Source organism: Amycolatopsis halotolerans (assembly GCF_042647905.1).
In the GTDB taxonomy this organism is placed as follows: domain Bacteria; phylum Actinomycetota; class Actinomycetes; order Mycobacteriales; family Pseudonocardiaceae; genus Amycolatopsis; species Amycolatopsis halotolerans.
This window is the reverse complement of sequence record NZ_JBHRWI010000016.1, coordinates 265616-277415: the sequence shown is the minus strand read 5'-3', so window position 1 is coordinate 277415 and position 11800 is coordinate 265616. Positions and strand designations below refer to the sequence as shown.

At 71.3% G+C, this 11800-nt stretch carries 11 protein-coding genes; all 11 read right to left on the bottom strand.

The window, feature by feature from the left end:
• Positions 1-2 precede the first annotated feature (2 nt).
• Positions 3-1085: a phospho-N-acetylmuramoyl-pentapeptide-transferase gene (gene mraY, locus ACFORO_RS13575; protein ID WP_037812444.1), complete on the bottom strand. Its 1083-nt coding sequence runs from the start codon at positions 1083-1085 to the stop codon at positions 3-5.
• On the bottom strand, positions 1082-2590 hold the full coding sequence (locus ACFORO_RS13570) for a UDP-N-acetylmuramoyl-tripeptide--D-alanyl-D-alanine ligase (protein WP_377870102.1): 1509 nt from the start codon (positions 2588-2590) through the stop codon (positions 1082-1084). The genes mraY and ACFORO_RS13570 overlap by 4 nt, the downstream gene beginning before the upstream one ends.
• Positions 2587-4146 (bottom strand): UDP-N-acetylmuramoyl-L-alanyl-D-glutamate--2,6-diaminopimelate ligase, encoded by a 1560-nt coding sequence (locus ACFORO_RS13565; RefSeq protein ID WP_377870147.1) that lies wholly within the window; start codon positions 4144-4146, stop codon positions 2587-2589. Before ACFORO_RS13565 ends, ACFORO_RS13570 begins: the two co-directional genes overlap by 4 nt.
• Positions 4147-4481: 335 nt before the next feature.
• Positions 4482-6401, bottom strand: a complete 1920-nt coding sequence (locus tag ACFORO_RS13560) for a peptidoglycan D,D-transpeptidase FtsI family protein (protein WP_377870103.1) — start codon at positions 6399-6401, stop codon at positions 4482-4484.
• Positions 6401-7054, bottom strand: a complete 654-nt coding sequence (locus ACFORO_RS13555; protein ID WP_377870104.1) for a hypothetical protein — start codon at positions 7052-7054, stop codon at positions 6401-6403. The genes ACFORO_RS13560 and ACFORO_RS13555 overlap by 1 nt, the downstream gene beginning before the upstream one ends.
• Entirely contained in the window at positions 7051-8007 is a 957-nt protein-coding gene (gene rsmH, locus ACFORO_RS13550) for a 16S rRNA (cytosine(1402)-N(4))-methyltransferase RsmH (protein ID WP_354749854.1), read from the bottom strand. Before rsmH ends, ACFORO_RS13555 begins: the two co-directional genes overlap by 4 nt.
• A gap of 192 nt (positions 8008-8199) precedes the next feature.
• Positions 8200-8631 (bottom strand): division/cell wall cluster transcriptional repressor MraZ, encoded by a 432-nt coding sequence (gene mraZ, locus ACFORO_RS13545; RefSeq protein WP_009080393.1) that lies wholly within the window; start codon positions 8629-8631, stop codon positions 8200-8202.
• A 763-nt stretch (positions 8632-9394) separates the two neighbouring features.
• A complete protein-coding gene (locus ACFORO_RS13540) occupies positions 9395-10093 on the bottom strand; it encodes an ESX secretion-associated protein EspG (RefSeq protein ID WP_377870105.1) in 699 nt (232 codons plus the stop codon).
• Positions 10090-10671, bottom strand: a complete 582-nt coding sequence (locus ACFORO_RS13535; protein WP_354749858.1) for a PE-PGRS family protein — start codon at positions 10669-10671, stop codon at positions 10090-10092. Before ACFORO_RS13535 ends, ACFORO_RS13540 begins: the two co-directional genes overlap by 4 nt.
• 22 nt (positions 10672-10693) lie before the next feature.
• Positions 10694-11239: a DUF3558 family protein gene (locus ACFORO_RS13530; protein WP_354749860.1), complete on the bottom strand. Its 546-nt coding sequence runs from the start codon at positions 11237-11239 to the stop codon at positions 10694-10696.
• Positions 11232-11597: a hypothetical protein gene (locus ACFORO_RS13525; protein WP_354749862.1), complete on the bottom strand. Its 366-nt coding sequence runs from the start codon at positions 11595-11597 to the stop codon at positions 11232-11234. The genes ACFORO_RS13530 and ACFORO_RS13525 overlap by 8 nt, the downstream gene beginning before the upstream one ends.
• Positions 11598-11800 lie beyond the last annotated feature (203 nt).

Here is an 11800-nt window from a genome sequence, read left to right as displayed (position 1 = left end):
GCTCAGCCTCCGAAGTTGAGCTGCTCGCTGTAGAACAGCCCGAGCCCGAACATGCAGCAGATCGCCGAGAGCAGCCAGAACCGGATGATCACCGTGGTTTCGGCCCACCCGGCCAGCTCGAAGTGGTGGTGGAACGGCGCCATCCGGAACAGCCGCCGCCGCGTCGTGCGGAAGACCGCGATCTGCGTGACCACCGAGATCATCTCGACCATGAAGAGGCCGCCGATGACGATGGCGAGCAGTTCGGTGCGCGTGGTCATGGACAGCCCGGCGACGAGCCCGCCGAGGGCGAGCGAACCGGTGTCGCCCATGAAGATCTTCGCCGGGGCGGCGTTCCACCACAGGAACCCGATGCAGGCCCCGGTCGCCGCCGCCGCGACGACCGCGAGGTCCAGCGGGTCCCGCACGTCGTAGCAGGCGGGCAACGGCTGGGTTGAGCACGAGAGCCGGGCCTGCCAGAACGAGATGACCACGTACGTCGCAAGCACCATCGCCGCCGCACCGCCGGCGAGGCCGTCGAGACCGTCGGTGAAGTTCACCGCGTTCGACCAGCCGGAGATGACGATGTAGCAGAAGATCACGAACACGACCGACGGGAACGTGATGAGCGCCAGGTCGCGGACGTAGGACAGGCTCTGCGACGCCGGGGTGAGCCCCTGCGCGTCCTTGAACTGCAGCGACAGCACCGCGAACAGGATCGTCACCACGAGCTGGCCGACCAGCTTCGCGGTCTTGTTCAGCCCGAGGTTGCGCTGCTTGCGGATCTTGATGAAGTCGTCGAGGAACCCGACCACGCCGAGCCCGACCGCGAGCATCAGCACGAGCAGGCCGGACGCCGAGGGGGCCGCCGAGCGCGAGTTGCCGATCCAGGTGATCAGGTGCGCGACGAAGTAGCCGACGACCATCGCGATGATGATCGCGACGCCGCCCATGGTCGGGGTGCCGCGCTTCGACTTGTGCCCCTGCGGGCCTTCCTCGCGGATCTCCTGGCCGAAGCCCTGCCGCGAGAAGACCCGGATGAGGTAGGGCGTGAGCAGGATCGAGACCAGCAGACCCGCCGCGGCCGCGATCATGATGTTGATCACGCGTGACCACCGTTCGAGCGTTCAGAGTTCAACGTGGAGGGGGAGTTCCCGGGATCGGCCAGCAGCGCTTCGGCCACCCGCCAGAGACCGGCGGCCTTGGACGCCTTGACCAGCACCACGTCCCCGGGACGGAGCTGATCATGCAGTACGGCGACGGCGGCCTCGACATCGGGTACCAGCACCGACTCCTCGCCCCAGGAACCCTCCTGGAACGCGCCCTGGTGCATGGCGGCCGCGTCCTGGCCGACCACGACGAGCTTCTCGATGTTCAGCCGGACCACGAGCCGCCCGATCGAATCGTGCGCGGTCACCGAGTCCTCGCCCAGCTCGCCCATCACGCCGAGCACCGCCCACGCGCGGCGGCCGGAGCGGCTCATCGAGGCCAGCGCCTTCAGCCCGGCCCGGACCGATTCCGGGTTGGCGTTGTACGAGTCGTTGAGGATCGTGACGCCGTCCGCGCGGGTCGTGACGTCCATCCGGCGCTCCGAGCGCCGCTGCAGCGACGACAGCCGCCGCGCGATCTCTTCGGTGCTCGCGCCTAGTTCGCGCGCGATGGCGGCGGCCGAGAGCGCGTTGCCGACGTGGTGCTCGCCGTGCAGCGGCAGCGTCACCGGAGCTTCGCCCTCGGGCGTGATCAGCCGGAAGGACGCGCGGGCCTCGTCGTCGACCGTGATGTCGGCGGCCCGGACCTGCGCCCCGGCCGACTCCCCCACGCCGACGACGCGGGCCTTGGTGCGGCTCGCCATGGCCGCGACCAGCGGGTCGTCCAGGTTCAGGACTGCGAGACCGTCTTCCGGCAGCGCCTCGACCAGCTCGCCCTTCGCCTTGGCGATGCCCTCGCGCGAGCCGAACTCGCCGACGTGCGCGCTGCCGACGTTGAGCACCGCGCCGATCCGCGGCGGCGTGGTCGCGGCCGCCTCGGCGATGTGCCCGACGCCGCGCGCGGACATCTCCAGCACGAGGAACTTGGTCGACGCGTCGGCGCGCAGCGCGGTCCACGGGTGGCCCAGCTCGCTGTTGAACGACCCGGGCGGCGCGACCGTCGGGCCCATCGGCTCGATCAGCTGCGCGATGACGTCCTTCGTCGAGGTCTTGCCGGACGAGCCGGTGACGCCGATGACGGTCAGCCCGCCCGCCGCCAGCCGGTCGACGACGTGCCGGGCGAGCTTGGCCAGCGCGGCCAGCACGGCGGCACCGGAGCCGTCGGTGTCGCCGGTCAGTGCGACCGACCCGGCGTTGCCCTGTCCCGGCGGCAGGGGCGGCACGACGATCGCCGGAGCGTCGACCTCCCGCGCGGCCAGCACGCCGACCGCGCCGGACTCGACCGCTTTCGCGGCGAAGTCGTGCCCGTCGACGCGTTCGCCGGGCAGGGCGATGAACAGCCCGCCCGGACCGAGCTCGCGGGTGTCGAACTCGACGCTGCCGGTCACGACAGCGGATCCGTCGGTGCGGTGCAGCCTGCCGCCGACGACGTCGGCGATCTCGGCAAGGCTCAGCTCGATCACGCGGTCACCTCGAGACGCTTGCGGATGGCGGCCTCCAGCTCGTCCCGGTCGGAGAACGGGTGCACCACACCCTGGGCCTCCTGGCCGGTCTCATGGCCCTTGCCTGCGATCAGGACGATGTCTCCCGCCCTGGCGAGCGACACCGCGGACGCGATCGCCTCGCGCCGGTCGCCGATCTCCACGACCTCGCCGCCCGCCGCCGGCCCGACCGCGCGGGCCCCGGCCATCATCGCGGCGCGGATCGCGGCCGGGTCCTCCGAACGCGGGTTGTCGTCGGTGACGATCAGGAGATCGCTGCGGCGCACCGCGGCCTCGCCCATCATCGGGCGCTTCGCGGTGTCGCGGTCGCCGCCGCAGCCGAGCACGGTGATGATCCGGCCGTCGGTGCGGGCGCGCAGGGCGTCGAGGCCCTGCGCCACCGCCGCCGGTTTGTGCGCGTAGTCGACCACCGCGGTGAAGTCCTGGCCGAGGTAGACCCGCTCCATCCGGCCGGGCACCTCGACGGCGGCGAGCCCGGCGACGATGTCGCCGGCGGCGATGCCCGCGCTGTCCAGGATCGCCGCGGCGAGCACCGCGTTGGCGACGTTGAACGTGCCCGGCAGCGGGATCTTCGCCGCGCGGCCGAGCCCGTCCGGGCCGAGCAGCGTGAAGGTCTGCTCCCCCGCCGGGGTCGCCTCGATGTCGGCGGCCCGCCACAGGGCGTCGGCCCCGGCTTCGATCGACACGGTCACCGTCTGCGGCGTGAGCAGCGCCTGCCCCCACGCGCTGTCGACCACGACGACCTCGGTGGTCGAGCGGCCGTCGAACAGCAGGGACTTGGCGGCGAAGTACTCCTCCATGTCCTTGTGGAAGTCGAGGTGGTCCTGCGACAGGTTGGTGAACGCGCCCACCGCGAACCGGGTGCCGTTGACCCGGCCGAGCGCCAGCGCGTGGCTGGAGACCTCCATCGGCACGTGCGTGACGCCGCGCTCCAGCATCACCGCGAGCAGCGCCTGCAGGTCCGGGGCCTCCGGCGTGGTGAACCCGCTGGCCAGGCGCTCGCCGGCGATGCGGGTCTCGACCGTGCCGATCAGGCCGGTGGTGCGCCCGGCGGCGCGCAGGCCCGCGTCGACGAGGTACGAGGTGGTGGTCTTGCCGGAGGTTCCGGTGACGCCGAGGACCGACAGGTGCAGCGACGGCTCGCCGTAGATCCACGCGGCGATCTCGCCGAGCGCGGCGCGCGGGTCCGGGTGCACCAGGACCGGCACCGGGGCGTCGCGCAGCGCGGGCCGGTCGGCCCCGCTCGGATCGGTCAGGACGGCCGCGGCTCCGGCGGCGAGCGCCTGCTCGCTGAAGTCGGCTCCGTGCGCGCGGGCTCCGGGAAGGCCGGCGAACAGGTCGCCGGGGAGCACGTGCTGCGCACGCAGAGTGGCGCCGGTGACGGTGAGGTCGGCTGCCTCGGGACGGTCGGCGATGAGCCGGGCTCCCGCACGGGCGAGCAGAGTGGCCAGCGGGACCGGGTCGATCCGGGCCGGCCGGGGCGGCGCGGCGGCTGCCTTGGCCGGGCTGTCCGGCAACGAGGCGGCAGCGGGCCCGCTTCGGGGCTGGGACGAGGACACGGACACGCCGGAGAGGTTACCGAGGCCGGATCCGGGTGACCCAACGCGGTACGGCGAACGCGCGGCCCCGCCGCGAGTGTGCTAGGCGGGAGGGCCAAGATCGTTGCGGCGCAACCCTTTCCCGAGTGCGCACCGGCCCGTGTGGACAATCGCCGGCCTCGCCCCGAGGCGGCATCGGTTGCGTCACGCGACCCCAATGCCACATTGGGTGCATGCGACGCACCCAATGTGGCGTTCGGTGCGTTACATGCACCCAACGCCACATTGGGGTTGCCTCAGACGAGCGAGGCGGGTCAGCCGACGACGAGCGGCACCACCGGCGACGGCCCGTCCGACAGCGGAATCTGGTACCGCTGCGACAGGTACGACGCGATCGAGTGGAACAGCGGCCCCGCGGAATGCCCGGCGGGCAGCGTGGTGTCCGGCGCGTCGAGCCGGATCCCAACGACGAAGCGCGGGTGGTCGGCGGGCAGGATCCCGGCGAAGGTGATGTTCGCCAGGCTCGAGCTGTACGCCTTGGTGCGCGGGTCGATCTGCTGGCCGGTGCCGGTCTTGCCGGAGACCTGGTAGCCCTCCAGCCCAGCCGAGGGCGCGGTGCCGCTGTTCGGGCTCTTCGCGTTCTGCACCACCGACCGCAGCATGTCCCGCACCGTTTTCGCGGTTTCCGGGCTCACCACGCGTTCGGTCTTCGGCGGCGCTTCCGGCGTCACGGTGCCGTCCGGGTTCTTCTTCGCCTTCACGATCCGCGGTTCGACGCGCAGGCCGTCGTTCGCGATCGCCTGGTACATCCCGGCCATCTGCACCACGGTCATCGAAAGGCCCTGCCCGATCGGCAGGTTGCCGAACGTGGACGCCGACCAGTCCTTGCGCGGCGGCACGTATCCGGAGCTTTCGCCGGGAAGGCCGATGCCGGTCTTCTGCCCGATGCCGAATTTCTTCAGCAGCGCGAGATACCGGTCCGGGCCGACTTGCTGGGCCAGCTCCAGCGTGCCGACGTTGGACGATTTCGCGAACACGCCGGTGGTGGTGAACGTCTGCGTGCCGTGCACCCACGCGTCGTGCACGGTGCGGTCGGCGATCTTGATCGAGCCCGGCACCTCCAGCGTCGAGGTGGGCGTGGCGATCTTGTCGTCGATCGCCGCGGTCGCGGTGACCACCTTGTTCACCGAACCGGGTTCATACGGCGTGGTGACCGGCCGGTTGTTGAGCAGGTCGTCCTTGATCGTGGACGGGTCGTTCGGGTTGAACGTGCTGGCGTCGGCCAGCGCGTACACCTCGGACGTCTTCGCGTCCATGATGACCGCCTGGCCGCCCTTGGCGTTCGACTTCGAGACGTAGTCGCTCAACTGGCGCTGCAGCTCGAACTGCAGGTCGGAATCTATGGTCAGCTCGAGGTCGGAGCCCGGGACGGCGGCATTGAGCACGTGCTCGGTGCCCGGCAGGTACAGATTGTCGTTGCCGTTCTGGGTGTTCACGATCTCGCGGCCGGGCGTGCCTGCCAGGTCCGCGTCGCGCGATTTCTCCAGTCCGATCACACCGTGCAGGTTGTGCTTCGACACGTCGGGGTCGTCCATCCGCCAGTTCGACAGACCGACGATGTTCGACGCGAGCGTGTCGCCGGGATACTCGCGCTTGGCCCGCTTCTCTACGCTGATCCACGCGTACTTCTTGACGATCTGGTCGGCCACCGAAGGCTCGACGTTGTCGACGAGGTAGGTGAAGGACTGCTGTTTGTGCAGCAGCGCCAGCTGTTCGGCCTCGGTGGTGAGGTGTGGGACCTTCTGCGCGATCAGCTTCGCCGCGCCGGCGACCTCGGTCTCGAAGTTGCGGCCCTTGTCCGGGTACTTCTTGGCGTACTCGTCCATCGACTTGTGCAGCGCCCGGAGGTTCACCGACAGCGTCCGGGTTTCCACGCTGAACGCCAGCTTCGCGCCGTTGCGGTCCACAATGGACCCGCGCTGCGCGGGGATGTCGATGGTGAGGGTGCGCTGGCGTTCGGCCGCCGCCGACAGCGTGGGGGCCTCGAACCACTGCACCTGCACCAGTTTCGCGCCCGCCACCACCATCAGCACGACCAGCATGATGCGCACCGCCGAAAACCGGCTGCGCTGTCCGCCGTTGCCCCGCTTCGCGACCGCGCGGCGGGTGCCCGCGGCGTAAGTCCGCCTCGCGCTGCCCGCCGCCCGGGAACGGCTGTTGCCCCCTGCCGCCATCACTGCCCTCCCGCGGTCCCCGCGGGCGTGCCCGACAGGTCGCCTTCAATACCGCCCTCCGGCGGAGCGGCCGGCTGCGCCGGAGGCGCGACCGCGTCCTGCTCGTCCGGCTGGGCCTTCTTCGGTTCGCCGACGACGGTCGTCTTGCCGTCCTTGCCGACGACGATGCGCGCCGGGTCGCCGCCGGGCACCATGCCCAGCTGCTTGGCCGCGGGCGCGAGAGACGCCGGGGACTGGGCCTTCGCGACCTCGCGCTCCAGCCGGTCTTTGGTCTCCATGAGAGAAGCGCTGTCCGTGCGCAGTTTTTCGAGCCGGTACGAATCGGCGATCGCCTGCGTGGTGAACCACAGCGTCGCGGCGACCCCGACCGCCAGCAGCCCCATCATCACGAGCACGAACGACGCGCGCGACCGCGGCCAGCGCAGTTTGAACCGCGCGGGCACGGCCTTCGCTACGACGGTTTCCGGTTCGGCGGCAGGCCTTTTCGGCGCGCGCTGGCGCAGCAGGTCGGCCCGCTGCGCCCGCCGGGCGTACGCGCGCTCGGCGGCCGTCGTGCGCCGCCGCCCCGGGGCTTCCGTCTCGGTGACGGTGTTCCGCGGTGCCCGCTCCGCAGCGGTCGACGACGAGCGGCGGGACTTCGTAGGTGCGGTCATCGCGGCTCTCCGATCCGTTGTGCTGCGCGCAGCCGCACCGAGGCGGCCCGCGGGTTGTGCTCGATCTCGCTCTCGCCGGCCTTCTCCGCTCCCCGCGTGAGGAGCTTCAACTCCGGCCCGTGCCCGGGAAGTTCGACCGGAAGCCCTTCCGGCGTCCGGGATTTCGCCAGTTCCGCGATCGCCTGCTTCACCAGCCGGTCCTCGAGGGACTGGTAGGACTCGACGACGATCCGGCCGTCCATCGCCAGCGCGCCCAGTGCCGCGGGCATCGCCCGGCGCAGCACTTCCAGCTCGCCGTTGACCTCGATCCGCAGCGCCTGGAAGGTGCGCTTCGCCGGATGCCCGCCGGTGCGCCTGCTCGCCGCGGGCACCGCGGAGTAGAGCAGTTCGACCAGCCTTCCGCTGCGGGTGAAGGGTTCCTTCTCCCGTTCCGCCACCACGGCGCGGACGATCCGCTGCGCGAAGCGTTCCTCGCCGTAGTCGCGCAGGATCCGGATCAGCTCGCCGGGCGCGTAGGTGTTGAGCACGTCGGCGGCGGTGAACCCGGTGGTCGGGTCCATCCGCATGTCCAGCGGCGCGTCCTGCGAATAGGCGAACCCGCGTTCGGTGCGGTCGAGCTGCATCGACGAGACGCCGAGGTCGAACAGGATTCCGTCCACTTGGGACAGTCCCAGTCCGGACACCGCTTCGGGAAGTCCGTCGTAGACCGTGTGCACGAGGTCGACGCGGTCGCCGTGCCGCGCGAGCCGCTCCGCGGAGCGCTCGAGGGCGGCGGGATCGCGGTCCAGCCCGATCAGCCGGAGCCGGGGAAAGGCCGCGAGCAGCGCGTCGGAATGGCCGCCGAGGCCCACGGTCGCGTCGACCAGAACGGCGTCGCGATCGGCCAGCGCGGGGGCGAACAGCTCGACGATGCGGTCCAGCAGCACCGGAACGTGCTCAGCCGCGTCCGTCATGTCTTCCCCCTTTCTGCCGCGAGTGTTTCCGGGGAAGATGCGGCGGATGCCGTCAGGTCCCTGCCCGCCCGCTTGCTGACCTGGCACCGGGGAAGGTGCGCCAGGGTCAAAGAGCGGACAGAGGCCTCACGGCATCCGCGTCGAACGGCGTACCCGCGTCCCCCGACGACGCAGGTTCGCCTGAGGCGTCTCCTAGAAGACGCCCGGCAGAACTTCCTCCCGAGCCTGTGCGTAGCTGTCCTCGTGTTCGTCCAAGTAGCCCTGCCACGCCTGGGCGTCCCAGATTTCGAGCCGGGTGATCGCTCCGATCACCACGCACTCCTTGTTCAGCCCCGCGTACCGGCGCAGCTCCGGCGCGATGGCTACGCGCCCTTGCCCGTCCGGACGTTGCTCGTCCGTCCCGGCGAACAGGTAGCGCTGGTAGGCCCGCACCGCCTCGTTCGTGAACGGGGCTTCGGCGACCTTCCTGGCCATCTGCTCGAACTCGGCACGGGGGAAGACGAAGAGACAGTGGTCCTGCCCCTTGGTGACCATCAGCCCGCCTGCCAAGGCTTCGCGGAACTTCGCGGGCAGCGTGAGCCGCCCTTTGTCGTCCAGCTTCGGGGTGTGGGTGCCGAGGAACACCGGCCTCCACCTCCCTACCGGATCCGGTTGGCTCCCCGCCCGGTTCCGGCTCGGGGGCTCCCTTCCGCCCCACTGGCCACCACCGTACCCCACTTTTCACCACAGTCAACGAGTCTTGCGCGCGTGCCACTCCGTCGAGTGGCGCGTTTGCGCAGGTCACGGAGGTGGGTCCAGGTGGGGGCCGGGTGGGGGGACCGTGGCGAAGATCCCCCGCACCGGGGTCTTCCGCAACCTCGGGACGCGTGAAACGTCCGAGTTTCGGCAGCGTGGGGACCGCTGGTGGAGGTTGGTGGGGGAACCGGTGGGGGCTGGTGGGGACGCGGGTGGAGCGGGGTGGGGAACCTCGGTGGGGCCCGGTGGAGGCCGTCGTGGGGAGCCGGATGGCTCGGCCGGATTACGCGGTGGGGGCGGGTGGGGAACCGCGCAGCGGCACTGGGACAGGCGCGGTGGGGGCGAGTGGGGCCGCTGTGCCGCACGGGCAGTGATCGGCAGCCCGCTGACCGCAGTCGTGAGTGTTCATGCCGGTTCTCACCGGCGCAGGCACTCACGAGGCCGTGGCGCTCTGCGGGTTCGGGTTGTGCGCGGTCTTACGCACCCAATGTGGCATTGGGTGCGTTCAACGCACCGAACGCCACATTGGGTGCGTCTGACGCACCCAATGCCACATTGGGGCGCTTCCCACCGCAGGCAGCCAGCACGCGGTGTCCGCGCTAACCGGCACGAACACGCACGAGCGACTGTCCACTTCAGACCCGCCGGAGGGTCAGCCGGGCAGCAGCTCCATGACCCGCTCCACGAGCCGCGGGCTGTCGACCGGCGACACCGTCACCCACTCCTGCCCGCCGCAGCCCGGCGAGGACACCGCCGAATAGGCCCCGGCGTCCGTGTCGAACCACGTCAGCCCACCGGTCCGGGACAGTTTCCCCGCCCGGTCGCGGACGTGGACGGTGAACTGCCCCGCCGCGTACACCGGCCGGGATTGGATCGCCCGCAGCTCCTCCCCCTGCGCGCCGCTGGGCGGCTCGCCCGCCGCGGGCAGCCGGACGCCATAGCCGGGACCGGCCGAAAGCTCGGGCAGCACGTCGACGATCGCCGAGGCCAGTTCGCTTTCCCCGATGCCGCGCACGCCGATCGTCCGCGCCGGCTGCACGGCCAGCACCGCGTTCCGTCCCCGGATCGCGGCGACCGCGCGGAACGGTTCGTCGGCGGTCATGTCCGCGAGCGCCTCGCACTCCACATACCGGTCCGCGGACGCCAGCAGCCGCAGGCTGTTCTCCAGGGCGGCGTCGAGACGGCCGTCGAAGAGGCCGCGTTCGCCGAGGTTCCGGTAGACCTCCGCGCGGATCGCGGACCGGTCGGCGTCGGTCTCCCCGACGCTGCGCACCGCCAGCGGCGCGGGCGGCGCGTCGAGGCCGAGGTCGGCCCAGACGATGTCGAACGCGGACGCCGAGAGGCTGATCAAGCCGGCCCCGCGCCGAGCGGCGGGACCGCGGGGAACTGCCCCTCGGGCAGGAGCCCGCGCAACGCCGTGTCGCGAGTGCGCAGGACGTCGATCGCCTTCTGCCGGGCGGCCTCGGCTTCGGCCCGCCGTTCGTCCATGGCGGACGACAGCCCGGCCAGCCGCACCAGGTTCCCGCTCGCGGCGGCGGAACGGATCATCGCCGCCGGGTCGAAGTCCACCGGCGCGGGCATGTCGGCCCGGGCCCGCGCGGCGACCTCGGCCTGTCCCTGCACGGCCTCCCCGACTTTCGCCGACACGACGGAGGTCTCGGCCAGCCAGCCGGACGCGGTGCCGAGCACCTTCCGCATCGCGTCGCCCGCGTCGCCCTGCCAGGATTCCTCGCTGCCCGCGGACAACGCGACCAGCCCGCCGATCGAATCCTCGAGCTGTTGCGACAGCCCGGCCCACCGCGTGCCCGATTCGCCTGCCGCGGCCGGGTCGTTGCCGTCGACCGCCTGCGCGGCCAGCGCCGCGTGGCTGAACGCTTCGTACCGGGCCGTCGGCTCGGGGGCCGGGGCCTCAGCCGGGGTGTCGGTCACGACTTTCCTCCTCGCACGGGGTTCACGGCAGCTTCGGCTCGAGCAGTCCGGCCACGTCGCCCGCCCGCGAGCAGGCGAGCGCGGAGTCGGCGAAGTTCGCGTTGTTCACGTCGACCTGCACGCTCTGCGCGCCGCCGACGTCGAGCAGCACCGCGCAGGTGCCGCGGCTGCCGGACACCTGGAACGCCTGGTGCGAGCCGACGTCTTTCCTGGTGCGCTTGCCGTCGGAGAGGTCGAGGTTGGCCAGTCCGTTGGTTTCGTCGAGGGTGACGGTGACGCCGAAGGTCGAGGGCACCGTCCAGTCGCAGGCGCGCGCCTCGCCGATCGTCTTCGGCTTGCCCTGTCCGGTGAGCCCGGCCGACGACCGGTCCTGCGGCGAGAGCAGCGTGCACGGGTCGAGCTTGGCCAGCGAAGGAGCCGACGAGGACGGCGGTGCGGGAGCAGGCGGGCCTCCGTCCGCGGGAGCGGCGTGCGAGATGCCGGGCATCCGGCCGCACGAAACCAGCACCGCAAGCCCGGCGAGCGGGAGAAGAAGGAGCGCGGCGCGCGCCGCGAAACGGTCAGCCACCGGCGCAGTCCACGCCCTCGGCGGCTTCGCTGTCCTGGTCGCGGTATTTCTCCAGCGCGCCGCCGATGCGTTTCTTCAGCCCGGCGATCTCTTTCCCGAACGCGGTGAGCTGGTCGACCGCCGAACCGTCGCGGCCGAGGCCGTACTTCGCCATGAACGCGCCGACCTCGCCGGCGTACCCGCCGCCGAGCGGCACCGACCGGCCGAGCACCGCGGCCTCGCGGACCATCTCGCCGACGACGTCCTGCAGTTCGCCCAGCTTCGAATACGTCGCGGACGCCAGTTCGGGCGTGACCGCGAACCGGCCGCCGGCCAGTCCCGGGAGCCCGGCTTTCCGTTCCGCCTCGGCCTCGCTCATGCGCGGATGCACCTCTTCCGACGTCGAACCGTGGTCGGGCGACTTCGTTTCGGAGCATACGACAGTGCATACGGTCAGCGGGATCACCTGAAAATGCCTCATAATCACCCGTAAGAAGGAGTGCTGGGGTGGCTGGGCGTCACCATGAAACGATCTCGGGGTTCCGCCGCCCAGTTCTCCCGGGTTTGACACACTGGGGAGAA